Here is a 25,284-nt window from a genome sequence, read left to right on the forward strand (position 1 = left end):
TCGGGCGGAATGGGCGCGGCAGCATGACATGCTGCCGCGCGCGCTGCCGTCAATCGGCTTTGTGATAGTGGCGGTAAGCCTTCGCGCGATTGCCGCACGACGACATCGAGCACCAGCGGCGGCTGCCGTTCTTGCTGTCGTCGATGAACAGCCACTGGCATGCATCGTTCGCGCAGCGCTTGACCTTCGCGAGCCGCGTGCCGCCCAGCAGGTCCGTCGCCGACCACAGCACCGGGCTCAGCAGCCCCGCGAGCGTCGCGTCTGCTGCCCCGAGCCGCCACGCGTAACCGCCGTCGATCCGCGCGAGCGCGACGCGCGGCGCCGCTTCCGCCAGAAAACCGCCCAGCAGCGCGAGATCGTCGGCTTGCGGCTCGCGCCGCTCGGCTTGCGCGTGAAAGAGCCGATACAGCGCCTCGCGCAACGCGAGCGCGCGCGCCAGCATCGCAGGCGCCCCCCCCTTCTCCGTCACCTGTGCGCGACACACGTCGGCCAGGCCGGCCGGCACGCCCGCCTGCTCGCGACACCATGTGAGCAGGTCGTCCAGCGTGCCGAAGGTTTCGGTCGGCGCGTCGGCACCGCGCCAGTACAGCGTGTTCGCGAAATCGATGCTCAGCGTTTCGGACGGTGCCGGGACCAGGCAGTCCGTCGTGACGGAAGGTTGCGTATTGCTCATGACGCGATCGTATCTAACCACCATGCCGGTTGACAAGCGTCCGGACACTTTCTAACATAACCAGCAAGGTGGTTAAAAAAGGTTTGCTGCACTGACGTCCCCACTTCAGTTCAAGGAGCCACAGATGATCGATCGTTTTTCCTGCGACGTTGTCCACACCGGCCGCAGCTGTGCCTTTCACGACAGCACGCTCGGCGCGCTTCGCTACAAGCGGCTGGCCTGGTGGCTGTAAACGGGTTTGCCGCACTGACGTCCCCCTTCAGTTCAAGGAGCCACAGATGATCGATCACCTTTCGTTCGGCGTTGCCCACATCGACCGCAGCCGCGCGTTCTACGACAGCACGCTCGGCGCGCTCGGCTACAAACGGCTATACAGCGACGACGGATCCCTCGGCTACGGCACCAGCGAACCGGTGCTGTGGTTGCAGCACGCGGCGCGTCCGGTCGTCGCCGATCCCGATTCCGGGTTGCACTTGTCGTTTCGCGCATCGTCGCCCGTGGAAGTCGACGCGTTTTATCGCGCCGCGCTGCAGCACGGCGGACAGGACAACGGCGGGCCAGGCAAACGCGAGCACTACGGTCCCGGCTACTACGCGGCGTTCGTCGTCGATCCCGACGGATATCGGCTCGAAGCCCATTGCGAACTGGACAACGTCGTCTGATCCGGTTCGCACCGACACGGGTGAATGACGAGGGCCCGATTCCGCATCGCGCGGAATCGGGCCCTCGTCTTTGCTGCATCGATGTCCGGTTCGCGGCGGCCACCGCGAACAATCACCCCAGTGGCCAAGCGGACGGTCGGACAGCGCGGCCGGTCTACTGCGCGTTGCGCGTGCGCTGCAGTTGCTCGCCCAGCCCCTCGACGCCGAGGCGCACCGTCTGGCCGGCCTTCAGGAACACAGGCGACGGCTTGATGCCCATCCCGACGCCCGGCGGCGTACCGGTCGTGATCACGTCGCCCGGTTGCAGCGTCATGCAGGTCGACAGGTAGGCGATCAGTTGCGCGACGGTGAACACCATCGTGCGCGTGTTGCCGTTCTGGTAGCGGTGGCCGTCGATTTCGAGCCACAGGTCGAGGCGCTGCGGATCGGGCACCTCGTCACGCGTCACGAGCCACGGGCCGATCGGGCCGAACGTATCGAAGCCCTTGCCCTTGTCCCACTGGCCGCCGCGTTCGATCTGCCACTCGCGCTCGGAGACGTCGTTGACGACGCAATAGCCGGCAACGTAATCCAGCGCGCGCGCCTCGTCGACGTCCTTGCACGTCGCGCCGATCACGACGCCCAGCTCGACTTCCCAGTCCGTCTTCGCCGAGCCCTTCGGGATGTCGATGCCGTCGTTCGGGCCGCAGATCGAACTCGTCCATTTGCCGAACACCACCGGCTCCTTCGGTACCGGCATACCGGCTTCGGCCGCGTGATCGGCATAGTTCAGACCAATGCCGATGAACTTGCCGACGCGCCCGACGCACGCGCCAATGCGTGGCTCGCCCGGGACCAGCGGCAGCGTGGCCGGGTCGATCGCGCGCAGGCGCGCGAGAGCGGCGTCGGACAGCGCGTCGCCGGCAAGATCCGGCACATGCGCGGAAAGGTCGCGAATCCGGCCGTCCGCGTCGAGAATACCGGGCTTTTCCTGGCCGGACGGGCCATAGCGAAGCAGTTTCATCGTGCTCAACCTCTATTGTCGAATGTGACAGGATACCGGCCGACGCAGCCGCCTATGGCCACGCGCCGGACTGAATGCCGATCGTCGATGACGCGCGTCGGCGCCGCATCCGGCAGACCAATCGACACGCGAGGCTCGCGCTGGCGCAGCGATCGCGGCGCCGCACCGGAGTGCGACGCGCATCGAACGGGCGGCCGCCGGTCTGCGCATCGGCGACGACGGCCCGGCATCCGCGACACGTGCCGGCCTGTGCAGTGCCGGCCGGCTTCACGCGCGGCCGCGCCGTCGCTGGCCCGCCGCTCTTTGTACCATCGGCGGCCCGCCGTGAAATGGCCCGCGACGGATAACGACTATTGGTGCGCCCGCGGCGGTTGCACCGCAGCATCGGGCCCGCCGAACCATTCGGCTTTACGCCAAAAACTCACCGTCCGTCGACTCCGAAAGATGAATTGCGAATATTTCTTATGACACTGTCATCGGGAACGATATCTAATCCGTTCTTGCTGGGTAACGATCGGTAAAAAGACGCTGCATTGCACACTGGATGTTTGTTGTTGAGCTCGCCCGGATGGCAGTCACATCCGCATGCGGCTTCACGAATCCGCGTGCAAAACCGGTCAGCGTGCGTCGCCCACCGATCGGCAATCCCCCGGACTTCCTACCCCATGACGCAAACGACCACTAACCCGCTCCCCGGCAGCGACGCACGGGAGACGATGGGCGCAGCCGACCGATATCGCGCGCCCGCGCTCGACAAGGGTCTCGACATTCTCGAACTCCTGTCGGAACAGAAGGAAGGACTCACCCGCACCGAAATCACGAAGGAGCTCGGCCGCAACGCGAGCGAGATCTACCGGATGCTCGAGCGTCTCGTCGCACGCCGCTACGTGATGCGCTCGAGCGGCGGCGACCGTTACACGCTCAGCCTGAAACTGTTCGCGCTCGCACATCGGCATCCGCCGATGAACCGGCTGATCGCCGAGGCGCTGCCGCTGATGCAGCGCTTTGCCGATGCGGCCGAACAGTCGTGCCATCTGACCGTCTACGATCGCGGCAACCTGCTCGTGATCGCGCAGGTGGACGGCCCCGGCCCCTGGGGCGTGTCGGTGCGGCTCGGCTCGCGCGTCGGGCTCGCCGATACGGCGTCGGGGCGCGTGATGCTGTCGTTCCAGGGTGCCGAGCAGCGTGCGCACATGCTGGCCGAGCATCGCAAGGTCAAAGGCGAAGCCGCGATGAACGAGCAGGAACTCGCGCACGCGTGCCAGTCCATTCGCCAATCCGGCTACGTGCGCCAGGACAGCCGCCAGGCATACGGCGTGACAGACCTGAGCGCGCCGATTCTCGGCCCGGCCGGCCATGCGATCGCGGTGCTGACCTGCCCGTACATGCGCCGGATCGACGCGCATATGGCGCCGTCGGTCGAGGTGGTCGTCGCAGGACTGCGCGATACGGCAGGCCAGTTGTCGATGTGCCGCGCGGAGACTTGCTGAACGTTGCAGAACGGTCGACCGCGCTGAAGGCGGCCGACCGTTCGGGCGCGGTGGTCGTTCGGTCACGCGGCCAGCGGATCGGGCAGGCGTGCGGGCTCGACATCGCGCACGCGGTGTGCGACGCGCGCCGGCCGCGCGGGCTCTCGTCCCGGCATCCCGCAGACCGTTTCCGGATGCGCGGACGCCGCGCTACGCTAGAATAGCGGCCCTCTCAAAAACTACGTCGGCCGGCTGTCGCGGCCGTCGTATCCGATGGATGTCATGGCCAAACTTCTGAACGATCAAGAATTCCAGCGTTTCTCCGAACTTCAGCAGAAGCAGGCAAGCTTCACGATCACGCCCGAGGAAGCGGACGAGCTGCGCGACATCGTCGCGCGCGCGCAGAAGAAGCGCGACGACCGTGCCGAAGCGATGCGCGCGATCGAGAACTACATCGAGCAGTTCGACATCACGCCCGACGAACTCTTCTCGCCCGAGCAGATCGGCGACGCCGCGCGCACCTATGGCCTCATCACGGCCACCAAGAAGGAACGCACGCTGCCGCCGTCGATCACGTTCAACGGCAAGCCGTACCAATGGACCAAGACGCTTCCGGACGACGTGCGCGGCGCGCTGTTCGATGCATTTACGTCCGGCGAATCGGTCAAGCGCTTCATCGCGATGCCGAAAGACACCGCGCGTTGCGCCCTGACGATCGCCCGGCTCGAGCGCGAAACCGGCGGCGTATATGCCGACGCGCACCTCGAAGAACTCGCGATTTCGCGTGACCAGGTGAACGACGCAGCGTCGAAACTCGCTGCGTAAATGCCATCGCGGGCACGGTTCATGCGTGCCCGCACCGGTGCGGACGCCGGCACAAGCCCGCGCCGCGCCAGCCGGAGCACTGCGTCCGCAGGCTCCCGAAAAATCTCACCGAAGCGTCCCGTAAACGCTCACCAGAGCATCCTGTAAAAGCTCACCTGAGGTTCCCGGAGACGCTCACCGGCCCCTCCCGAACGTCCTCACCAACGCATCCCGCAGACGCTCACCGCCCCTTCCCGGAAAGGCTCACCGAGGCTTCCCGGAAAGGCTCACCGAGGCTTCCCGCAAGGGCTCACCGGCAGCTCCCGCGAAGGCTCACCGGGTGCTCCCGTATCGACTCACCCAATTGCTCCCGGAAAGGCTCACCGTCGGCTCCTGAAAATTCTCACCTTTGTTCTGTTTCCGATGCTGCGGGTGCGCAATGCGGGCGTCAGTGCGCTCAAATATGGCGCCGGGATCGGTGGTACGCGGAGGTCATCGGCGCACGCAACCGCCCGCCGCGGACGCCATGACCCGATGTACTCGCCCTTCCCCGCCGGTCGCGAAGCCAGCGCTTTACCGATCCGCATATTGGAGCGAAAGAGTTGAACGCTCTGCACCCCGAACTACAACCAATTCGCTCCGTCGCGCCTGTGAATCCCGGCATCGCGCGTTCCGCAGCGGCGGCACACGACACCGCCGGACCTTCGGACACGCTCGCCGACGCGATTACGGTTGCAGCTTCATCCTGAACCCCACCACGCCCGGTTCCTCCGTCGTCGACACCTCGAAACCGCAGGATTTCGCCAGCGAGATCATCGCGGTGTTCTCGCGCAGCGCCTCGCCCACCATCCACGCGGTGCCGCGCGATCGCGCGTAGTCGATGATGCGTGCCATCATCAGCCGCCCGAGACCCTTGCCCTTCTGATCGGGCCGGACAGCGATCGCGAACTCGGCCGTCTCGTTGTCGGGATCGGTAACCGCACGCGCCACCGCGAGTGTGTGCGACCGGCCCGACACGTCGGTGAACGACACGATGAAGGCCATCTCGCGGTCGTAGTCGATCTGCGTCATGCGCGCGACTTGCGAATGATCGAAGCTGCGCACCGCACCGAAGAAACGCATCCGCAGATCGTCCGGCGTCATCGCGCCAAGCAGCTCGTTGTGCGCTTCCTCGTCTTCCGGACGGATCGGACGGATCGTCACGGTCTCGCCACGCCATTCGAGCGTCTGCTCGAGATGGCGCGGATACGGCATGATCGCGAGCCGGCTGCGCCCGGCCGCCAGCGTGACGCGCGGCGCGACCACGTATGCCCGGTCGGAGAGCACGCGCAGCGTGACCGACATCGCGACGACCTCGCGCACGTCGCAAACGACCTGCGATAGCGCCGTCAGCGCGTCGAGCGTGGGTTCGACGGGCGTGCGGCGTGCATATGGCGAACGCTCCATCACCACGCGGGCGAGCACCGTATTCAGCGGCGGCAGCCCATACACGACGAACGGCGCCGATACGCCGTCGGCCGATGGCACGGCATAACGAAACACCGGGCCGAAGTTCGAATCGTCGTACATCTCGACCGTGACGTCGACGACTCTGGCGCCGGCCGACGCATCGGCCGGCTCGCCGTGCACGCCGAAGTGGGACAGCCAGCGCAACGCCGCTTCGCCAGCCAGTTCATGCTCGCCGGCCTCGACCATCCGCCGGGCCTCGGCCTGCGCGGACGCAACGCACTCGGCCGGCTGCAGCGGCGTGCCTTCGGGCGTCTGCATCAGCAACTGCCGACCGAGGTTGTAGTCGACGAGCCGTGCGTATGCACGCGCAAGCCGCTGCGGTGTGGTGTGCACCGGAATGCCGTTCGCGTGCAATGCGTCGCGCGTCGCCGCATCGACCGCACCGAAGAAACACGCGAGGATGCCGCGGTACGCGTACTGCCGCGATTCGATCAGCGTGCGCGCGACCGCATCGGCCGGCGCGCTGTGGGACGTCGAATGCACGACGAACAGCGTGCCCGTTTGCGGGAACGGCGCGAGCGCCTTGATGGCGGCGCCGAAATGCTCGGGGCGCGCATCGTCTCCGAGCATCAGCGGATTGCCGGGCCCGGCGAGATGCGGCAGCGCGGCGGCGACCGCCGACGCTGCCTCGGCCGGCCAATCGACCAGCACATCGCGCACCTCCGCGACCGCATCGACCGCGAGTTTGGCGACGCCTGCGTCGCTCGTCACGAGTGTCGCCGCGCCGCGCGCGGTGACGCGCCCGACGCCGAGCGTCTCGATCTCGTCGAGCAGATCGTCGAGCGCATCGACACGCACCATCCCCGCACGCTGGAAGGCCGCGGTGTAAAGCGCATCACCGGGATCGGCGCGCCCGGTGCGCAACGCGAGCACCGGCTTGTTGCGCGCCGCCGCACGCGCTGCCGACATGAACTTGCGCGCGGCACACACGGTGTCGAGCTCGAGCAGGATCGCGCGCGTGCCGGGGTCGCTCGCGAGGTAGTCGAGCACGTCGCCCGCATCGACGTCAGCCTCGCTACCGAGCGCGACGACATGTGAAAAGCCGAGGCCTCGTGCATTGGCCCAGCCGAGCACCGCATTCGTCAGCGCGTTGGATTGCGACACCCAGGCGACGCCGCCCGATCGCGCCGTATAGGCCGGTGCGCCGAAATGCGCATGCCGTGCGGGCGACAGCACGCCGAGGCTGCCGGGTCCGACGATACGGAGCACGAACGGCTTCGCGGCCTTGAGCGTGCGATCGAGCGCGGCACGGTCGGCGTCGGTGCGCGCCTCGCCGACGATCACCGCGACACGCGTGCCGATCTCGCCGAGCTTGCGCACGATGCCGGCCCATGTGGCGGGCGGCGTGCAGATCACGGCGACCGATGGCGGTGCGGGCAGCCGGTCGACATCGGCCACGACCGCGTACCCGTTCAGCTCGCGGTACTTCGGATTGACGGGCCACACGGGCCCCTCGAACGCGCCATCGAGCACGCGCGCCCACACCATCGCTCCAATACTGCCCACGCGCGACGATGCACCGACGACCGCAACGGACCTGGGCTGGAACAACGCATCGAGATGACGGACGGTCACATCGGCTCCATACGGTAACGAAAGACGACCCGACCGGCGCACGAGCCGGATGGCCGTGCGCCGGTCGACGCGAACTCCAAGCATAGGCGAACCCGATGCCGCTGCCTATATGCCGAACGGCCGACTGTGCGACGCGCATCAATGCCCGCAACATGGGCAGGTCATCGACGTCTTCGCACACGCAACGGGCGAGGGCGACACGATGCGGTCTTCCGGTCGCCGCTTCAAAGGTGAGGATTTACAGGAGGCATGGTGAGCAAGTTCGGGAATTGCAGGGCGCGCAGCGTAAATGCGCGAGAGGTGATCGCAATCGGCGGTTCGTCTGCACCGCGCAGATCGGGAATGCCAATGCGCGCATGCCGCGTAATTGCAGTGTTGTTTACGGGAATTCGCGGTGATATCCGGTCGAATCGCGGCGAATTCGCAAAACGATATCCGTCAATCGCGCGGCATCGGTGTTCAATTCGCGGTTTCGAGTCGTGCCGCGGCTGCCCAAAAACAAAACGGTGCGACGGCCGCATGGCCGTTCGCACCGTCAGTCAGCGCACGAAAGGTGAGGATTTTCGGGAGTCAGTCCTTGATCAGGAAACGCGCGCGATTCTTGCCGAGCCATGCCGGCGCCCGCCCGCGGCCACTCCACGTTTCACCCGTCTTCGGGTTCAGGTACTTCGGCGGCAACGGACGCTTCGGTTTCGCGGCAGCAGCGGCGCCGATCGGTCGAAAACCGAGCTCTTCCGCGGTAATGTCGAATTCCTCGATTTTCGCCCGAATGGCGGCAATCGCATCGGCAATTGCCTTTTCGCGTTCCTTGTCGATCTTTTGCTGAAGTCTTTCGAGCTGCGCTGTCAGTTGCCTGTAGGTCGCCATATGGATGGGACTCCGTGAGTGTTATTCATGAAAAATAGCCAACTCCAAGCGAATAGAAAAGCGCTTCTCCCGATTACGGTCTCCTTATCCGGCCATGTCGGGATCAATAACCGCTTTTCTTCTTGCATGCGAAGAGAAGATTTCGCGTTGCGTCATCGGTTGATTGCTGGAGGACGTCGAATTCACCATTGCAGATGGCTCGGGCATTGTCCGTGCAATTGCTCCAGTCGCTGCCGGTGCACTGCACCTGCGAAGTCGGGCGCCCGTCAGAAGTGAACAGTGGCGCCCCGCCGCCGCACCCGCCGAGCCCCGCAATCAGGGCCAACAATCCGGCCCGACGCCAATGCGTTCGAGGCCACCGACAGACCGACGCAAGCATGTGTTTCATTGTTCTTTCCGTCAACCGATTTTTTAATGCCGCGAGTATGCCATGCACCGCCGGCAGGCGTTCAGTCGGGCGTCCGGTCCGGCCGTCCACGCGTCTTGTACGGCACGGCCCTGTGCGGATCGTCGGTGATGCGAACGAATACCCGCTCGACGTCGGGAAGCGCGCCGAGTTCGCGCTCCAGCGCCTGCCGATCGAATGCCGGATCGGCACACCCTTCGACATAAATGAAGCGCCGCTGCACGGTGATCCACAGGCTCGTGCCCTGCAGACGATCGGTGCCCGCGAAATGCGCTTTCGCCGCCTCGGCGATCGGCGCGTCATACATATACGAATTCGGTTTCGTGCAGCGGTGGGCGAGCCAGCAGGTGGTCCCGCGCTCGACGCGGTAATGCGCGTCGTCTTCCATCTCGGCGCGCGTCATCCACGGCCCGAGCGGCAACGGGCATTCGGCGAAGCCTCGCGACAGCGCGACGAAGGGATCGTTGTACCAGTTGCGCCGTACCACGGGCGCGTCCGCGTCACCCGCCTGCGCGAGCGAGGACGTCGCCACCAGTGCGGCCAGCCATCCGGCAATTGCGAGTCGCTTCATCGTCGTCTCCTGTCGGGCACTTCACCGGCGCCGTTCGTCATGTCCCAGCGCATCCACCGCTGCTTGCTACCGGTCGATCCCGAGCGCCGTCAGTTTCTTGTACAGCGTCGCCCGGCCGATTCCGATGCGTGCGGCCGCTTCGACCACCTTCCCGTCGCAGGCCGCAAGCGCGTCGATCAGGAACTGGCGCTCCCACGCGGCCAATGCATCGGTATACGAAACGACCGGCGCATCAGGCGCCCCCGCTGCATCGCCCGCGTCCCGGCCGACCGGCGACGGAGCAGCCCGCATGCCTGCCGGCACGGCATCCGCCACCACGCGCACCGGCCCGAGGAACGGCGCGAGCGCACCCGCATCGATCACCGAGCGATCCGACAGCATCAGCGCACGCTCGAGCGTGTTGCGCAGTTCGCGTACGTTGCCCGGCCACGGGTACGCGCACAGCATCCGCAGCGCATCGTCGGTCAGTTCGCAGTGCGCAGCGCGACCGTGCTGCGCGGCCAGCTCCTCGAGCGTCGCGTAGACGAGCGCCGCGATGTCGGACGCCCGCTCGCGCAACGGCGGCGCGTGGATCGTCAGCACATTGAGCCGGTAATAGAGATCCGCGCGAAAGCGGCCGGCCTCGACCAGCGCGGGCAGGTCGGCCGACGTCGCGGCGATGATCCGCACGTCGGCGCGCACGATCCGGTTCGAGCCAACCGGTTCGAACTCCTTGTCCTGCAATACGCGCAGCAGCTTGCCCTGCAACGGCAGCGGCATGTCGCCTATTTCGTCGAGAAACAGCGTGCCGCGATCGGCCAGCTCGAACTTGCCGACGCGTCCCTTGCGATCGGCGCCGGTATATGCGCCCGGCGCCGCGCCGAAGAATTCGGTTTCGAGCAGCGTGTCGGGAATCGCGGCCACGTTGACGGTCACGAGCGGCTGAAGCGCGCGCGCCGACGCCGCGTGAATCGCATGCGCGAGCAGTTCCTTGCCGGTGCCCGTCTCGCCGAGCAGCAGCACCGGCGAATCGACCTGTGCGGCGCGCCGCGCCTGCCGCTTGGTTTCGAGGCTTGCGGCGCTCGTGCCGACGAAACTCGCGAACGTGTATTTCGCACGGCGTGCCTGCGCGAGCGAACGCTGCGTGGCGATCAACTGCTGCTGAAGCTGCACGTAACGGGAAAAGATCGGCGTGAGCGTCTTCAACTGGTCGAACAGTGCGAAGCCGATCGCGCCGACCGTCTCGCCCGTCTCGTTCTTCAACGGCAGGCGCGTGACGACGAGCGGCTCGCGGCCCGTCTCCATGATGTCGAGCAGGATCGGCTGTCCGGTCGACACGACCTCGCGCATCAGGCTGTTCGGAATCACCGCCTCGCAGTCGAGGCCGACCGCCTGCTGCGGATCGGCGAACCCGAAGCGCGCCGCATAACGCTCGTTCATCCACACGACGCGCGCGTCGCGATCGACGACCACCGTGCCCGCGCTCGAATCCTCGAAAGTCTGAAACAGCGACTCGGCGGCGCGCCGCAGCACGTCGCCGTAATTGACGGGCAGGCGGGCCCAGTCGTTCATCATCGTGTCGTTGTCTCCGCGTATGCTTGGCCGGACGTCTCCGGAACGAGACGCAGTATCTCATTTTGGAGACGCCCCGGAATGCCTTGTCCGGGAAAGCCCTGCCCGATTCAGCGGGCGGTCCTGCCGGCCGAATCGTCTCCCGGTGGAGACGATTTATGTAGAATCTTCAGACATTGGCCGGCGCGGGCCCGCCGGCCTGCGCCGGATCCACGTCCGGCGGCGCAATCCGGCCGATGGCACGAAACCTGCACGAACCTGAGCCGGTTCGCGGCGCGTCCCGCGATCGAACAACAACCAAAGCCATTCCAAGCTATTAGGAGACTCCCCTTGTCTTTCGTGATCGTCCTCGCCGCGCTGGCGTTCCTGATGTTCGCCGCGTATCGCGGCTACAGCGTGATCCTGTTCGCGCCGATCGCCGCGCTCGGCGCGGTCCTGCTGATCGAACCCGCCGCCGTCGCACCGGTCTTCTCCGGCATCTTCATGGAGAAAATGGTCGGCTTCGTCAAACTGTATTTCCCGGTCTTCATGCTCGGTGCCGTGTTCGGCAAGGTGATCGAGCTGTCCGGGTTCTCCGAGTCGATCGTCCATGCCGCGATCCGCTACATCGGCCGCTCGCGTGCGAATGCGGTGATCGTCGCGGTGTGTGCGCTGCTCACCTATGGCGGCGTGTCGCTGTTCGTCGTGGTGTTCGCCGTGTATCCGTTCGCGGCCGAACTCTATCGCCAGAGCAATATTCCGAAGCGGCTGATGCCCGGCGCGATCGCGCTCGGCGCGTTCTCGTTCACGATGGATTCGCTGCCCGGCACGCCGCAGATCCAGAACATCATCCCGACCACGTTCTTCAAGACGACCGCCTGGGCCGCACCCGCGCTCGGCACGATTGGCTCGCTGTTCATCATCGTCGTCGGCCTCTCGTATCTGGAATGGCGCCGCCGTTCGGCGATGGCAAAGGGCGAAGGCTACGGCACGTCGCTCGTCAACGAGCCGGAGCGCGTCGAAGCGACGGCATTGCCGAACCCGGCGCTGGCGATCCTGCCGCTGATCCTCGTCGGCGCATCGAACTTCACGTTCACGAAACTGATCCCGCAGTGGTACGGCGCCGCGTCGTACACGGTCGCGCCGGACGTGCTGCCGGGTGTGCATACGCCGGTCACGACGTCGATCAAGACCGTCGTCGCGATCTGGTCGGTCGAGGCCGCGCTGCTGCTCGGCATCGTGCTGGTCGTCCTGACCGCGTTCAAGCGCGTCAGCGACCGCTTCGCGGCCGGTTCGAAGGCCGCCGTCGGCGGCGCGCTGCTCGCCGCGATGAACACGGCGTCGGAATATGGTTTCGGCGGCGTGATCGCCGCGCTGCCGGGCTTCCTCGTCGTCAGCGACGCACTGAAGAGCATTCCGAACCCGCTCGTGAACGCGGCCGTATCGGTCAGCTCGCTCGCCGGCATCACCGGTTCGGCGTCGGGCGGCATGAGCATCGCGCTCGCCGCGATGTCGGACCTGTTCATCAAGGGCGCGCAGGCAGCCAACATTCCGATGGACGTGCTGCACCGGGTCGTCGCGATGGCCAGCGGCGGCATGGACACGCTGCCGCACAACGGCGCGGTCATCACGCTGCTCGCGGTCACGGGCCTCACGCACCGCGAGTCGTATCGCGACATCTTCGCGGTGACCGTGATCAAGACGCTCGCGGTGTTCTTCGTGATCGCCGTGTACTACACGACGGGTCTCGTGTAAGTCTCCGCATGCGGCGGCGTTCCGAACGCCGCCGCGACGCGTCAGGCCGCATCGCCGCGGCCGGCGCACCTTCCCTCCTCTGCACGCCAAGGCTGGGCAACCGGCCCAGCATCGTCGAAGCAGGCGGCGCAACGCCGGTCGCGACGCGACGCACCTTCCCGATACCTCAGCATGCAAGCCGGGACGGATCACCGAGGTTCTCATCCACCGGTTCGTCCCCCCGCCCGACCGGAGCCGCACGGCCCGACGCCCGTCACGCACCGCCATCCGGCACGGTCCGTTCCCGCCATCCATTGTTACCGGCAGCAGAACACTGCGTTGGGCGCGATCGCATTTTTCGCGCGCGCGGCCGGTCCTACACTGCTTTCAACCGCCGCCGCTTCGTCGAACGAAGGCCGGACGCCCAGTTGGAAACATGGAGGTCACGATCATGAAGCGCCTGATTCACGCAGTTGCCGTTGCCCTCGCCGTATCCGCGTCGTTCGCCGCGCAAGCGCAGTCGAACCCGCCGCTCACGCGCGCGCAGGTTCATGCCGAAGTGAAGGCACTCAAGCAGGCCGGCTTCCAGCCGAGCGACTGGTTCTACCCGGCCAGCATCGTTTCCGCCGAAGCGAAGATCGCCCGTCAGCAGAGTGCCGGGTATGGCAGCGATCAAGGTGCATCGTCGGAGTCGAGCCACTAATCGACGTCACGACGCGGCCGTTCCATCCGGCCGCTTTCTCGCAGGCCATCACGCCTTCACCGGCTCGATCAGCTTCGCGCATGCCGCTGCCTGCGGATCGCCCGCAGGCAACTTCGCGCACACCCCGTCGAACTGCTTCACGACCGACCTGACCGACGCGTCGTGCGCGCCGCCACCGCGCCAGCGATTCAGTTGCGTGACGACCTTGGTCAACGCGCGCAGGTTCGCCCCATAAAACGCATCCTTGGTCTTGCCGGCCTGCGCGAGCACGCTCGCGGCGATCGCCTCGATCCGCGCCGAATCGTCCGGCGCCAGCGCGACCGCGTTCGCGAAATAGGTCGCGCCCCAGCGCAGTTTCGTCGCCGGGCCGCTCGCTGAGTCGTACGCCTTCCGGTACCAGTCGAGCGCCGCGGCCTTGTCGCCGCGCGCCTTCGCATTCGCGGCCAGTCCCGACATGAAGTAGTACGGCGTCGACGAACGCGGCAATTCGGCCTTCAGCAAGACGTCGGATTCGTCGAACAGCCCGGCGTCGGTCAGCGTGTCCGCCGCTTCGCTGACGAGCGCCTGCCGCTCGTACGCGTTCGCGGCGCCCTGCACCGATGCCGCGATCTGCTTGCGTGCGGTATCGACCAGCGCCGGCGCGGCGAGCGGCGCGCCGGCGTGCGCATCGTCGCGCGCGAGCAGCACGCGGCCGTGCAGCGCCATCAGACGGTCGATGGACGACAGCGTCGTATCGGTCGACAGGCGCGCGAGCGCCGTGTCGTACGCGCCGCGCAACTTCGTGCGCTGGGCGGCGTCGCCGCCGAGGTATGCGACCACGCGCGCGGGCGCCGCGACGAGCACGTCCGAATCGGCACGCGCCAACGCCGGCTCGCGCAGCACCGCGCGCAGCGCGTCGGCGAGCGCCGCCTTGTCGAGCGCGCCGGCCTGTGCGGGATCGTCCGATGCCGCCACCACCGCCGACTTCAGCGCGAACCGCGCGGCGTCCGCCTTCGCGCCGGCCGCACGCGCGCGTTGCGACAGCGTCTGCAGCGTCACCGCGACACGGTCGGCCGGCACCGGCAGCGCGCCGTCGGTGTCCCAGGAATAGTCGGCCAGCAGATGCCATTCGGCCGGCGTCAGTGCCGCGCCGTCGTTCAGCGCGGTCGCGAGCGTCTGCCGCACCGGATGCGCGGCCGTCATCCCGAGCGACAGCGCCTGCATGTAGCGGTCGAGATCGGCCTCGCCCGGCAGCCGCGTCACCTCGGTGCCGTCCGGGCGGAACAGGATCATCGTCGGATAGCCGTGCACCTTGAAGCGCTCGCCGAGTTTCTGCGCGCTTTCGGTATCGCCGTCGAGATACACGGGCACGAAGAACGACGAGCGGGTCTTGAATGCCTGCTGGCTGAAGATCGTCGACTTCACCTGGTTGCACGACGGGCACCACACGGCGCCCCAGTACAGCAGCAGCGGCTTGCCGGTGCGCTTCGCGAGCGCGAACGCGGCATCGACGTCGCCCTGCTGCCACGCGATGCCGGGCGGCAGATGCGCGCCGTCACCCGACGGGCTCGATACGGCGGCGCCCTGCGGCGCGGTGGTGGCGAACGCCGCACCCGCGGCGGCGAACAAGCAGGCTGCAGTCACGTTACGGAGAACGGTTTTCATCGAGACGGGTTCCGTTGAAAGAGACGGTTGCGGGAAGCGGCGAAACGAAAACACGATGAAGCGACGAAACGACGAAACGACGAAGGGCATCGACAAGGTAAGCCACGACCGGCCGCTGCATGCTCACATCGCGCAGCCGTGTCGACCGCGACAATCGCGACGACCGGCAAATCGCTCGACGATACGATTCACGCGGCCGGTTGAAAACAAACGAATTCTCGAATGGATATGACGTGCGCTTCGTCGACATCGTCCCGTCATGCCGCCCGATCCCATGCACGAATGCCCTGTTCGCGCAGGCGTTCGAGCCGCTGCCGCCATTTCTCGCGCGACGGAAACGGATGCTGGAGCGCGTTCATGTACACCGCGGGGTGCGACGATGATCTGCCGGATCGCATCGACGTCGTGCGTCTCGCCGCGCCGGATCGTGATATCGGTCATGACTGGGTGGAGTCGCAGTATCGTGCCGGGGCTTGTCGCCGCGCGAACGCAACAACGCACCGAGCTTATCCGATTTCATGCGAATGAAACATGGTCGACGCACAAGTCTATAACGTTGCACGCGCAACTACATGGCGTCACGTCGCCCTCACGAAATCGGCAATTTCTTACCGACATCACGCGCACAAATCGGTAATTTCAGACCGTTCCAACATCCGCACCGCGCGTCGCTTGTTCGTTGCGCACGCAACGTCAAGAACGCGACACGCCATGTCATTTCCGCATCACGAACGCGCGGCGTGCCGGATCCCGGCAACGGCTGTCGCGCGCGTTGCCATACGAGCTGCATGCGAGCGCGCAGATCGACGCCCGCAAGGGCACCGTCACGCTGACGTTCGCGAACACGGGCCGCGCGGCAGCGGTGTTCGACATCACGACGAGACACCTCGACCGCGCGCCACGCCGCTACGTCGTCGAACCGGGCAAGGCGCTGCGCGGCGACTGGGCGGCGCTGGCCGACGACGGCGGCAAATATGACCTGTGGATGCACGGCCCGCACGGCTATCGCCGCCGCTTCACCGGCGACCTCGCCCACTGGTACGACTTCGTCGTCACCGCCGACAGCGGCGCGAGCTTCTCGCGCCGCGTGGCCGGCCGCGTCGAAACGGGTCGCCACTCGGTCAGCGGCCCGGCGATGGGGCTCACCGGGTCGCTTCTGACGGCACTGCGCCCGCCCGACCCGAGCGCCGGCCGGGCGCCGGGCGCGGCGCGGTCCGATCCGGCTGAAACGCCCGCCCGGCGCGGCTCAAACATCAGAGGGATCGGTGGTGCAGCCCTCATTTCGGGTCCACGAAAATGCTCCGTATTGCGGCCCGTTCGCGTTAAACTTCGTCAAGCTGCATTCAACAACGAGATCTTCGCCAATCTGGCACACACGACACGAGGATAGGTTCGATGCGCACTACCGGCTCATCCGGGGCAATGACCCTGCTCACCGAACACGACCCGGCCGACGGCCGCGAACTGCGCTCGCTCAGGCTCGAATCGACCGGCGACGGCAAGAGCGTGCTGCTGATCGAGATCGACGAACGCAAGCCCGGCATTCACCGCGAGGTCCGCTACGAGATCACGCCGGCCGAACTGATCGCGGCGATCCGCTCGCACGGCGCCGAGCTGCCCGGCGAAAACCACGGCGCCGCGTCGCTCGCCCGCACCCCTTCCTGATGTCGAACGGTGAGCCGCGTGCAATGCACTGGCTCACCGTTCTGTCCGCATTTCCCTGCCGCCGTCAGGCGCTTTCCGTCATTCCCCTCCGCCCGCTTGAAAATGGCCGATAATCGGCCCATTCGCGTACCTTCCTCACGCGCTCCCTTTTCGGCCAGCCGTCATGCTCCGTGACCTCGTCGCCCAATACGGGCCGCTTCTCGTCTTCGCCAACGTCCTGGCGGCGGCCATCGGCCTGCCCGTGCCGGCGATGCCGACGCTCGTGCTGTTCGGCGCGATGGCCGCGATGCATCCGGCGATGATCGGCTCGCAGCTCCTGACGGTGCTGGCGCTGTCGGTCCTCGGCGCGCTGATCGGCGACACCGTGTGGTATGTCGCCGGGCGGCGCTACGGCGGCACGACGCTGAAGACGATCTGCCGGCTGTCGCTGTCGCGCGATACCTGCGTGAGGAAAACCGAACGCTTCTTCGGCCGCTACGGCGTGCGCGTGCTCGCGGTCGCCCGCTTCATTCCGGGGCTGTCGCTCGTGTCGGTGCCGATGGCCGGCGCGCTCGGCACGCGCTATCGCACGTTCGCCGGCTACGATGCGCTCGGCGCCGCGCTGTGGACAACCGTCGGGCTCGTCGCGGGGCTCGTGTTCTACCGGCAGATCGACTGGCTGTTCGCCGGCGCGAGCCGGCTCGGCCGCGCGGTGCTGCTGGTGATCGTCGCGCTGCTGGCCGTCTATGCGGCCGTGCGCTGGATGCGCCGCCGCGCGCTGATCCGCCAGCTCGCGAGCGCGCGAATCGGCGTCGACGAACTCGATCTGCTGCTGCGCGACTCGACCGCGCCGGTGGTGCTCGACGTGCGTTCGCCCGAGCACCGCAAGCTCGACCCGTTCACGATTCCGGGCGCGCAGTTCGCGGACGAGCGGCACATCGAGGACATCGTCGCGCGCTACCCGTTCTCGCAGAAGTTCGTCGTGTATTGCTCGTGCCCGAACGAAGTGACGGCTGCGCTGATGGCCAAGCGCCTGCTCGACGCGGGCTTCACCGATGCGCTGCCGCTGCGCGGCGGCCTCGACGCCTGGCGCGACACGGGCCGCCAGCTCACGTCGCTGGTGGAAGACATCCCCGCCGCGAACGATCCGGTGGCGGGGTTGCACAAGCCGGCCTGATCGAACTCACCGCAGGCCGGCCGCGCGAGACGAGAAATGCTGAAGGGGGCGTTGCGCCCCCCTTCGATCAGAACGCGTGCAGCGGCACGTTCACGACCAGGCGGTATTCCTTGTTGGTCGCGTCCGAGTAGTGCGCGGAACCGTTGTGCCACATCGCGATGAACGTGACCTTCGTGTCCTTCAGCTTGCCGCTCTGGAACGTGTACGACGGGATGAAGCCGAACTCGTGGTGACGGCCCTGCACCGGTGCGCCGTTGCTCCAGTAGATGCTCGACTTGCTCGGATCCGCCGCCGCGCCCGCGCTCGCATCCGCGCCCCAGCCCGTCACGCCCCACACCATCGCCTTGAAGCCCGGCAGGCCCGCTTCCTTGCCGTAGAACGTGTAACGCAGCTGCAGCGACTTTTCGTGCGGCGCGTTGTAGTCGACGTCCATCGAGTTGGTCAGGAAGATGCCGTTGGTTTCGTTCAGGTAGTCGAAGAACTGGTCGCCGAGCACCTGCTGATAACCGAGCAGCAGTTCGTGCGGGCCGTGTTGCGCGGCCAGCGACAGGCTGTACGCGTTGTTGTTGATCTTGCCCTGCAGCGCGTCGCCCGTATCGTGCGTCGAGTAAACGTTACCAAAGCCGGTCCACTTGATCGACTTCGTATCGCCGATGCTGTGCTTCACCGACGCGTAGTACTGGTGCCACACGTCATCGGCCTGGTTTGCGTACAGCGCGACTTCGCCGTCCGGCGAGTAGTCCCACGTGCCGCCGACGTAGGTCAGGCGATTGATGCGCGTGCCGCCGTACTGGGTCGTGAGGTTGGTGAGCGTCGTGTGGCCACGCGCGTCGGTCTTCGTGAAGCTGCCGGCCTCGAGCATCACGTTCTTGAACTCATTGCTGACGATCGTCGCGCCGAGGAACGTCGGCGGCAGCGCGCGGTTGTCGTGCTGCTCCATGAATGGGTTGTCGACGGCCTGCAGACCGTACTTGACCACCGTGTTCGAGATGCGTGCCTTCACGTCGTAGATGCCCGGATAGGCCCACGCAAGCTGGTTCGAACCGCCGCCGCCCTTCGCGATGTGCACCATGCTGCCGGCGCCGGCGCCGCCGTCGAGCTTCAACGCCGCATACAGCGACGCGTCGAAGCCGATGCCGATCAGGCCGGTCGTGTAGCCGGACTCGAAGTTCGCCATCGCACCCTGGACCCACGCGTGACGATGCGGTCCGCCCTTGTTGTCGAGCGTGTCCGCATAGTTGCGGAACAGGAAGTTCAGGTGGCTGTCGGCGATGAAGCCGTTCGATTTCGACTGCGCCGAAGGCTCATCGGGCGGCGTGACGGCCTGGTTCGCCTCGGCGTTGATAATGGCGTTCGGGGTCGTTGCCTGCGCAACCGTCGCGCCGGCGCCGGCGGACGGCGCGGCCTGCGCGACCGTCAGCGGTGCGGGGGCCGCGTCGTCGGCGTGCGCGACGCCGCTCAGCGATACGCCGGCAAGCGCAGGCAAGCCCCATGCAAGCAGCATCTTCGATGCCGTCCCGATCGTCTTTTGCTTTTTCATCGTCATTCTCGTCTTGTGTTGATGTCGTCCACGCCGGTTGCGATCCGCTTCCAGCCCCCCGGCGAGCCCGGTTAAGGACGCGCCTTTACCCGCGACGCGAAGATCATTCGCGCCGCACCCTACCCCTGTTGACCTGCCTGGTTATGTTTGCTGCGTCACTTCACGCCGCCACGCCCGCCCGGATGCACGCGACACGCGCCGCCGAGCCGTGCCGCACTTCCGGCAGCGGCACGTCCTGCGCGCACGCGTCGATCGCGACCGGGCAGCGCGTGCGAAACGCACAGCCGGACGGCGGGTTGAGCGGCGACGGCATCTCGCCCGCCAGCAGCATCGGACGGCGAGCACGCTCGCGCGCCGGCTCCGGCGTGGGCGCCGCATCGAGCAGCGCCTTCGTGTACGGGTGCTGCGGCACGCCGTACACGTCATGCCGCGTGCCGAACTCCATCACGCGGCCGAGATACATCACGAGCACGCGCTGGCTGATGGCCTTCACCACCGCCAGGTCGTGCGCGACGAACAGATAGGACAACGACAGTTCGCGTTGCAGATCGCGCAGCAGGTTCACGATCTGCGCCTGAATCGACACGTCGAGTGCCGAGACGGGCTCGTCGCAGATCACGAGCTTCGGCTCGCCGATCAGCGCACGCGCGATGCCGACACGCTGACACTGTCCGCCCGAAAATTCGTGCGGGTAGCGCAGCAGGTGATGCGCGTTCAGGCCGACCCGCTCGAGCATCGTGACCACGCGGCGCCGCACTTCGGCGCGGCCGAGGCCGGCGTGGTGCGTGACGAGCGGCTCCGCGACGATCTGTTCGATCGTCATGCGCGGATCGAGCGACGCGAGCGGATCCTGGAAGATCATCTGCACTTCGCGGCGCATCGCGGTGCCGCGAAGGTGATCGGGCGCGACGGCTTCGCCGCGCCAGCGCACCGTACCTGCCGTCATCGGCACGAGGCCGATCAGCGCACGCGCGAGCGTCGACTTCCCGCAGCCCGACTCGCCGACGAGCCCGACCGTCTCGCCGCGCTTCACGTCGAACGACACGCCGTCGACCGCGCGCAGCGTGCCCTTCGGCGACCACGGATAGCCGCCGAGCGGCACGCGGAAATGCACCTTCAGATCCTCGACGGACAGCAGCGTGTCGCCCGTCGCGCCGGCATTGCGGCGTTCATCGACGCTCATCGCAGACCTCCCGTCAGATCGGCCAGCGGCCGGTGGCACGCGCGCACCGCGCCCGCGGCGCCATAGGTTTCGAGCGCGGGGCGCGCGGCACCGCAGCGCTCCTCCGCATACGTGCAGCGTTTCGCGAACGCGCAGCCGGCCGGCGCGGTGCCGGGCATCGGCGGATTGCCGGGAATCGCGACGAGCGGCGCATCGTCGGCGTCGGTCAGGCGCGGCAGCGCGTTGAGCAGACCGATCGTGTACGGATGCGACGGCGCCGCGAAGATCGATTCGGCCGGCGCATATTCGACGGTGCGGCCCGCATACATGACCATCACGTCGTCCGCGAGGCCTGCCACCACACCCATGTCGTGCGTGATCAGCACGATCGCGGTGCCGCGCTCGCGGTTCAGCTCGCGCAGCAGATCGATGATCTGCGCCTGCACGGTCACGTCGAGCGCGGTGGTCGGCTCGTCTGCGATCAGGATTTCCGGCTCGGACAGAAGCGCCATCGCGATCATCACGCGCTGGCGCATGCCGCCGGAAAATTCGTGCGGATACATGCGGATGCGGCGCGCCGCGTCGGGAATGCGCACCGACTCGAGCGCCTCGATCGCGCGCCTGGTCGCTTCCTTGCGCGACAGCTTGCGATGCAGTTGCAGCGTCTCGGTCATCTGCCGCTCGATCGTCAGGAACGGATTGAGCGACGTCATCGGATCCTGAAAGATCATCGCGATCCGGTCGCCGCGCACCGCGTTCAGCGCACGCGTATCCATCTCGAGCAGGTTGTCGCCGCGATAGCGCGCGACACCCGTCGTCGTGCCGTTGCCGGCCAGCAGGCCGAGCAGCGCCATCACGGTCTGACTCTTGCCCGAGCCCGATTCGCCGACGATGCCGAGCGTCTTGCCGGCTTCGAGCGAGAACGACACGCCGCTCACGGCGTCGATCGGCGGCGCGTCCTTGCGCGAGAAGCGCACGCCGAGGTTTTCAACTTCCAGCAGTGCAGCCATTTCAGCGATCCTTCGGGTCGAGCGCGTCACGCAGGCCGTCGCCAACGAAGTTCACGCAATAGAGCGTCACGCACAGCATGACGGCCGGCGCCAGCAGCAGCCACGGCATCGATTCCAGTTTCTGCGCGCCGTCCTGGATCAGCACGCCCCAGCTCGTCATCGGCTCCTGCACGCCGAGGCCGAGGAACGACAGCACCGATTCGGTCAGCACGATGTTCGGCACCGACACCGTCGCGTACACGACGACCACGCCGAGCAGGTTCGGCACGACGTGGCGCACCACGATCGATGCCGGCGACACGCCGATCGCGCGCGCCGCGTCGACGAACTCGCGATTGCGCAGCGACAGCGTCTGGCCGCGCACGACGCGCGCCATGTCGATCCACGAGAACGCGCTGATCGTCAGCACGACCAGCATGAACGAGCGGCCGAACAGGGTCATCATCAGGATTGCGATCAACAGATACGGGATCGCGTACATCATGTCGACGACGCGCATCATCGCGGAGTCGACACGGCCGCCCGCGAAGCCGGCAGTCGCGCCCCACGCGACGCCGAACAGGCCGGACACCAGCGTGCCGAGCAGGCCGACCTCAATCGACACGCGGCCGCCGATCAGCGTGCGCACGAGCAGGTCGCGGCCGAGTTCGTCGGTGCCGAACCAGTGTTGGTTCGCGAGCGTCGGCGGCAGGCTGATCGCGCCCCAGTCGCTCGCAGCGGGATCGGCCGCGAGCAGCCACGGGCCGACGAAACACGCGAGCGTGATGAGCGCGAGCAGCACGAGGCTGAACACGGCCGCGCGGTTGTGAAGGAAGCGCGCGAACGCGAGCGCGAGCGGCGAGCGCGAACGCGGCGGCGAGTCGGTCTGCACGGGCAGACTGACGACGGGAGTAGTCGGAGTCATCGCAGTGCCTCGCTCAATAACGGATGCGCGGATCGAGCCATGCGTACGCGAGGTCGACCAGCAGGTTGAACAGCACCGCACAGACGGTCGTCAGCACGACGAGGCCGAGCACCAGCGTGTAGTCGCGGTTGATCGCGCCGTTCACGACGAGCTGCCCGAGCCCCGGCAGCGCGAACACCGATTCGGTGACGACGGCCGCCGTGATCGACGTGATGCAGACCGTGCCGAACAGCGACACGACCGGCATCAGCGCGGGCTTGAGCGCGTGGCGCAGCACGATCGTCGAGCCCGGCAGGCCCTTCGCGCGCGCGGTGCGGATGTAGTTGCTCGACAGCGTCTCGATCATCGAGCCGCGCATCACGCGTGCGAGGAGCGACACGTTGATGAAGGTCAGCAGCACGATCGGCAGCAGCCGATACTGCCAGCCGCCGTCACCCCATCCGCCGGCCGGCAGCCAGCCGTTGCCGGCCGACGTCTTGAGCAGGATCGCGAAGATCCACACCAGCACCGGGCCGAGCACGAACGGCGGCACGACGTTGCCGAAGTTGCCGATCAGCATCACGAAGCGATCGATCAGGCTGTCGCGGCGCACGGCCGCGACGGTACCCAGCAGCACGCCGAACACGATCGAGATCGGGATCGACACACCGCCCACGCCGAGACTCACGGGCAGCGCCTTCTTCACGAGATCGTTCACCGACCAGTCGACGTAACGGAACGACGGGCCGAGATCGCCTTGCAGCAGCGAACCGAGATACAGCAGGTACTGCTTCCACAGCGGCTCGTCGAGGTGGTACTTCGCGTTCAGGTTCGCGAGCGTCGCCGCGGACAGCTGCTTCTCCGTATCGAACGGTCCGCCCGGCGTGAAGTGCAGCAGCAGGTAGCAGACGGTGATGACGGCGAGAATCGTCGGCACCGCCCACAACGTGCGTCTCAATGCGTAGGCCAGCATGATCGCTCCGCTCAGTGCTTGATCAGGTACATGTCCTGCGAAGCACGCATGTCGATCACGTTCTTCAGCGAGTAGCCGCCCACGTAGGGCTTCACGAGACGGTCCGCCGAGTACTGGAACAGCGGCACCATCGGCGTGTCGTTCATCGCCGTGTCGTGCGCCTGCGTGAGCAGCGCGGCGCGCGCCTTGTCGTCGAGCTTCTGGTTGCCGTCGTCGACGAACGTGTCGACCTGCTTGTTGCAGTAGCCGACGGTGTTCTGCGAGCTGCCGCAGCGGATCAGGTCGAAGAAGGTCATCGCGTCGTTGTAGTCGGCGAACCAGCCGTCGCGCGCGATCTGCACCTTGCCGTCATGCCGTTCCTTCATCAGCACCTTGAACTCGACGTTCTCGAGCTTCGTGTTGATGCCGAGCTTCGTGCGCCATTCCGATGCGGTGAACAGCGCGACCTTCTTGTGCAGGTCGTTGGTGTTGTACGTGAGCGTGAACGACAGCGGCTTCGCGTCCGAGTAACCGGCCTGCTTCAGCAGGTCCTTCGCGGTCGAGATACGCTTGGCCATCGGCCACGACGCCCATTCCGGCGTGAACGGCTGCACGCCCTTCGTGCCGTTCGGCATCAGGCCGTACATCGGCTTCTCGCCGGCCTGCGTGAGCTTCGACGTCAGCACGTCGCGATCGATCACCATCGACAGCGCCTGGCGCACGCGCTTGTCCTTGAGCGCCGCGTCGCTGTTGTTCAGGTAGTAGTAATAGGTCGCGAGCTGCAGGCCCGGGCGCAGTTCGCCACCGAACTGCTTGCTGACCTGCTGGAAGATGCCCGACGGGATCGAGTAGCTGTAGTCGATCTGGCCGGCCTGGTACATGCGCATCGCCGTTTCGTCGCTTTCGATCGGCAGGTACGTGACCTTGTTGATCACGACCTTCGGCGCGTTCCAGTACTTCGCGTCCTTCGAGATCACGATGCGGTTGTTCGGCTGCCAGTCGACGAGCTGGTACGCACCGTTGCTGACGATGTTGCCCGGTCGCGTCCATGCGTCGCCGAACTTCGCGACGGTGTCCTTGTTCACCGGCGCGAGCGGCACCATCGCGGTCAGTTCGGGGAAGAACGCGACGGGCACGTCGGTCGTCACTTCCAGCGTGTACGGGTCGACCGCGCGCACGCCGAGCGTCGTCGGCGCGGCCTTGCCGGCGATGATGTCCTTCGAGTTCTTCACGAACTCGACGAGGATCGTGTACTTCGAGCCCGTCTTCGGGTCGACGAGGCGCTGCCACGAATAGACGAAATCGGCGGCCGTCACCGGCTGGCCGTTGCTCCACTTCGCATCGTGGCGCAGCTTGAAGATCCACGTCTGCGGCGACTTGCGCTCCCACGACTGCGCGACGCCCGGCACGACCTGGCCGGCTGCATCGATGCGGGCGAGCCCTTCGAACAGGTCGAGGCCGATCGTGTTGCCGGTCCACGACTCGATGTGCGCCGGGTCGAGCGATTCGACTTCGGCGGGCACCTGGCGCGTCAGGTCCTGTTGAGGAGCGAGCGCGACGTTCGACGGAACGGTCACGGCGTGAGCGGCGGGCGTCGTCAGGGCGAGCGCGGCCAGCACGGCCGACATGGCATGCAAGGATTTCATCGTGGCGGTCTTGAGAAGGTTGTTCGGTGAGCGATGCGCGGCGAATGCCGCGGTTACGCGTGAGACGCTGACGGGTTCAGCGATTGAGGAGGCCCGTGATTCTCGTATTGCATCTTAGTA

The 25,284-nt window shown here is 66.6% G+C and carries 21 protein-coding genes and 2 pseudogenes; 8 read left to right on the plus strand and 15 right to left on the minus strand.

What is annotated here, in order from left to right; all coding sequences use genetic code 11:
- Positions 1-49 precede the first annotated feature (49 nt).
- Complete coding sequence (locus HWX25_RS11685; protein WP_175908579.1) at positions 50-697, minus strand: ABATE domain-containing protein; 648 nt, start codon at positions 695-697, stop codon at positions 50-52.
- A 254-nt stretch (positions 698-951) separates the two neighbouring features.
- On the opposite strand from HWX25_RS11685, the gene HWX25_RS11690 reads away from it, so the two are divergent.
- The gene (locus HWX25_RS11690) at positions 952-1,335 is read left to right on the plus strand and encodes a VOC family protein (RefSeq protein WP_059689285.1); all 384 of its coding nucleotides are present in this window, start codon (positions 952-954) and stop codon (positions 1,333-1,335) included.
- Between the two features lie 154 nt (positions 1,336-1,489).
- On the opposite strand, the gene HWX25_RS11695 is transcribed toward HWX25_RS11690, so the two are convergent.
- Positions 1,490-2,338, minus strand: a complete 849-nt coding sequence (locus HWX25_RS11695) for an ureidoglycolate lyase (RefSeq protein ID WP_175908580.1) — start codon at positions 2,336-2,338, stop codon at positions 1,490-1,492.
- 665 nt (positions 2,339-3,003) lie between these two features.
- Between HWX25_RS11695 and HWX25_RS11700 the strand changes: the two genes are divergently transcribed.
- Both HWX25_RS11700 and HWX25_RS11705 read left to right on the plus strand, forming a co-directional pair.
- Entirely contained in the window at positions 3,004-3,828 is an 825-nt protein-coding gene (locus tag HWX25_RS11700; RefSeq protein ID WP_175908581.1) for an IclR family transcriptional regulator, read from the plus strand.
- A 252-nt stretch (positions 3,829-4,080) separates the two neighbouring features.
- Positions 4,081-4,632 carry a hypothetical protein gene (locus HWX25_RS11705; RefSeq protein WP_059598926.1) on the plus strand — a complete coding sequence of 184 codons (552 nt, stop codon included), beginning with the start codon at positions 4,081-4,083 and terminating at the stop codon, positions 4,630-4,632.
- 705 nt (positions 4,633-5,337) lie between these two features.
- Here the strand turns inward: HWX25_RS11705 and HWX25_RS11710 are convergent.
- The 5 genes from HWX25_RS11710 to HWX25_RS11725 form a co-directional block, all read right to left on the minus strand.
- Positions 5,338-7,695 carry a GNAT family N-acetyltransferase gene (locus HWX25_RS11710; RefSeq protein WP_175908582.1) on the minus strand — a complete coding sequence of 786 codons (2,358 nt, stop codon included), beginning with the start codon at positions 7,693-7,695 and terminating at the stop codon, positions 5,338-5,340.
- 570 nt (positions 7,696-8,265) lie between these two features.
- Entirely contained in the window at positions 8,266-8,562 is a 297-nt protein-coding gene (locus HWX25_RS11715) for an H-NS histone family protein (RefSeq protein ID WP_059467298.1), read from the minus strand.
- A 103-nt stretch (positions 8,563-8,665) separates the two neighbouring features.
- Positions 8,666-8,950 carry a hypothetical protein gene (locus HWX25_RS33430; protein ID WP_236873246.1) on the minus strand — a complete coding sequence of 95 codons (285 nt, stop codon included), beginning with the start codon at positions 8,948-8,950 and terminating at the stop codon, positions 8,666-8,668.
- 61 nt (positions 8,951-9,011) lie between these two features.
- Positions 9,012-9,539, minus strand: a complete 528-nt coding sequence (locus tag HWX25_RS11720; RefSeq protein WP_059689282.1) for a BON domain-containing protein — start codon at positions 9,537-9,539, stop codon at positions 9,012-9,014.
- Positions 9,540-9,605: 66 nt separating this feature from the next.
- Positions 9,606-11,093, minus strand: coding sequence for a sigma 54-interacting transcriptional regulator (locus tag HWX25_RS11725; RefSeq protein WP_175908583.1), 1,488 nt, complete (start codon positions 11,091-11,093; stop codon positions 9,606-9,608).
- Positions 11,094-11,420: 327 nt separating this feature from the next.
- Here HWX25_RS11725 and HWX25_RS11730 point away from each other — a divergent pair, with 327 nt between their 5' ends.
- Positions 11,421-12,824 carry a GntP family permease gene (locus HWX25_RS11730; protein WP_059815171.1) on the plus strand — a complete coding sequence of 468 codons (1,404 nt, stop codon included), beginning with the start codon at positions 11,421-11,423 and terminating at the stop codon, positions 12,822-12,824.
- A gap of 430 nt (positions 12,825-13,254) precedes the next feature.
- Entirely contained in the window at positions 13,255-13,506 is a 252-nt protein-coding gene (locus HWX25_RS11735; protein ID WP_175908584.1) for a DUF4148 domain-containing protein, read from the plus strand.
- A 48-nt stretch (positions 13,507-13,554) separates the two neighbouring features.
- Here the strand turns inward: HWX25_RS11735 and HWX25_RS11740 are convergent, their stop codons facing one another.
- Both HWX25_RS11740 and HWX25_RS11745 read right to left on the minus strand, forming a co-directional pair.
- Positions 13,555-15,150, minus strand: coding sequence for a thioredoxin family protein (locus HWX25_RS11740; protein ID WP_175908585.1), 1,596 nt, complete (start codon positions 15,148-15,150; stop codon positions 13,555-13,557).
- A 281-nt stretch (positions 15,151-15,431) separates the two neighbouring features.
- Positions 15,432-15,591: pseudogene (locus HWX25_RS11745) on the minus strand (GNAT family N-acetyltransferase); the annotation flags it as partial.
- A gap of 322 nt (positions 15,592-15,913) precedes the next feature.
- Between HWX25_RS11745 and HWX25_RS11750 the strand changes: the two are divergent.
- The 3 genes and pseudogenes from HWX25_RS11750 to HWX25_RS11760 all read left to right on the plus strand — a co-directional run.
- Positions 15,914-16,294: pseudogene (locus tag HWX25_RS11750) on the plus strand (phospholipase domain-containing protein); the annotation flags it as partial.
- A 251-nt stretch (positions 16,295-16,545) separates the two neighbouring features.
- A complete protein-coding gene (locus HWX25_RS11755; protein ID WP_040138862.1) occupies positions 16,546-16,815 on the plus strand; it encodes a hypothetical protein in 270 nt (89 codons plus the stop codon).
- 163 nt (positions 16,816-16,978) lie between these two features.
- The gene (locus HWX25_RS11760; protein WP_175908586.1) at positions 16,979-17,971 is read left to right on the plus strand and encodes a DedA family protein/thiosulfate sulfurtransferase GlpE; all 993 of its coding nucleotides are present in this window, start codon (positions 16,979-16,981) and stop codon (positions 17,969-17,971) included.
- 67 nt (positions 17,972-18,038) lie between these two features.
- Here the strand turns inward: HWX25_RS11760 and HWX25_RS11765 are convergent, their stop codons facing one another.
- The 6 genes from HWX25_RS11765 to HWX25_RS11790 form a co-directional block, all read right to left on the minus strand.
- A complete protein-coding gene (locus tag HWX25_RS11765) occupies positions 18,039-19,511 on the minus strand; it encodes an OprD family porin (RefSeq protein WP_175908587.1) in 1,473 nt (490 codons plus the stop codon).
- A gap of 160 nt (positions 19,512-19,671) precedes the next feature.
- Entirely contained in the window at positions 19,672-20,694 is a 1,023-nt protein-coding gene (locus HWX25_RS11770) for an oligopeptide/dipeptide ABC transporter ATP-binding protein (protein WP_059528798.1), read from the minus strand.
- Positions 20,691-21,683, minus strand: coding sequence for an ABC transporter ATP-binding protein (locus HWX25_RS11775; RefSeq protein ID WP_175908588.1), 993 nt, complete (start codon positions 21,681-21,683; stop codon positions 20,691-20,693). The genes HWX25_RS11770 and HWX25_RS11775 overlap by 4 nt, the downstream gene beginning before the upstream one ends.
- A 1-nt stretch (position 21,684) precedes the next feature.
- Positions 21,685-22,587: an ABC transporter permease subunit gene (locus tag HWX25_RS11780; protein WP_059528804.1), complete on the minus strand. Its 903-nt coding sequence runs from the start codon at positions 22,585-22,587 to the stop codon at positions 21,685-21,687.
- Positions 22,588-22,600: 13 nt separating this feature from the next.
- Positions 22,601-23,539, minus strand: coding sequence for an ABC transporter permease subunit (locus HWX25_RS11785; protein WP_059528807.1), 939 nt, complete (start codon positions 23,537-23,539; stop codon positions 22,601-22,603).
- 11 nt (positions 23,540-23,550) lie between these two features.
- Positions 23,551-25,164 carry a peptide ABC transporter substrate-binding protein gene (locus tag HWX25_RS11790; RefSeq protein WP_059815190.1) on the minus strand — a complete coding sequence of 538 codons (1,614 nt, stop codon included), beginning with the start codon at positions 25,162-25,164 and terminating at the stop codon, positions 23,551-23,553.
- Positions 25,165-25,284: the final 120 nt, after the last annotated feature.

The organism is Burkholderia sp. BCC1640, assembly GCF_902833125.1.
GTDB classification, from domain to species: domain Bacteria; phylum Pseudomonadota; class Gammaproteobacteria; order Burkholderiales; family Burkholderiaceae; genus Burkholderia; species Burkholderia diffusa.

Coding starts and splice junctions, on each gene's coding strand:
- HWX25_RS33430 (WP_236873246.1), bottom strand. CDS start 8,950: ATGAAACACATGCTTGCGTCGGTCTGTCGGTGGCCTCGAACGCATTGG.
- HWX25_RS11760 (WP_175908586.1), top strand. CDS start 16,979: ATGCTCCGTGACCTCGTCGCCCAATACGGGCCGCTTCTCGTCTTCGCC.
- HWX25_RS11790 (WP_059815190.1), bottom strand. CDS start 25,164: ATGAAATCCTTGCATGCCATGTCGGCCGTGCTGGCCGCGCTCGCCCTG.
- HWX25_RS11765 (WP_175908587.1), bottom strand. CDS start 19,511: ATGAAAAAGCAAAAGACGATCGGGACGGCATCGAAGATGCTGCTTGCA.
- HWX25_RS11780 (WP_059528804.1), bottom strand. CDS start 22,587: ATGACTCCGACTACTCCCGTCGTCAGTCTGCCCGTGCAGACCGACTCG.
- HWX25_RS11695 (WP_175908580.1), bottom strand. CDS start 2,338: ATGAAACTGCTTCGCTATGGCCCGTCCGGCCAGGAAAAGCCCGGTATT.
- HWX25_RS11705 (WP_059598926.1), top strand. CDS start 4,081: ATGGATGTCATGGCCAAACTTCTGAACGATCAAGAATTCCAGCGTTTC.
- HWX25_RS11775 (WP_175908588.1), bottom strand. CDS start 21,683: ATGGCTGCACTGCTGGAAGTTGAAAACCTCGGCGTGCGCTTCTCGCGC.
- HWX25_RS11740 (WP_175908585.1), bottom strand. CDS start 15,150: ATGAAAACCGTTCTCCGTAACGTGACTGCAGCCTGCTTGTTCGCCGCC.
- HWX25_RS11690 (WP_059689285.1), top strand. CDS start 952: ATGATCGATCACCTTTCGTTCGGCGTTGCCCACATCGACCGCAGCCGC.
- HWX25_RS11700 (WP_175908581.1), top strand. CDS start 3,004: ATGACGCAAACGACCACTAACCCGCTCCCCGGCAGCGACGCACGGGAG.
- HWX25_RS11715 (WP_059467298.1), bottom strand. CDS start 8,562: ATGGCGACCTACAGGCAACTGACAGCGCAGCTCGAAAGACTTCAGCAA.
- HWX25_RS11770 (WP_059528798.1), bottom strand. CDS start 20,694: ATGAGCGTCGATGAACGCCGCAATGCCGGCGCGACGGGCGACACGCTG.
- HWX25_RS11725 (WP_175908583.1), bottom strand. CDS start 11,093: ATGATGAACGACTGGGCCCGCCTGCCCGTCAATTACGGCGACGTGCTG.
- HWX25_RS11735 (WP_175908584.1), top strand. CDS start 13,255: ATGAAGCGCCTGATTCACGCAGTTGCCGTTGCCCTCGCCGTATCCGCG.
- HWX25_RS11720 (WP_059689282.1), bottom strand. CDS start 9,539: ATGAAGCGACTCGCAATTGCCGGATGGCTGGCCGCACTGGTGGCGACG.
- HWX25_RS11785 (WP_059528807.1), bottom strand. CDS start 23,539: ATGCTGGCCTACGCATTGAGACGCACGTTGTGGGCGGTGCCGACGATT.
- HWX25_RS11685 (WP_175908579.1), bottom strand. CDS start 697: ATGGTGGTTAGATACGATCGCGTCATGAGCAATACGCAACCTTCCGTC.
- HWX25_RS11755 (WP_040138862.1), top strand. CDS start 16,546: ATGCGCACTACCGGCTCATCCGGGGCAATGACCCTGCTCACCGAACAC.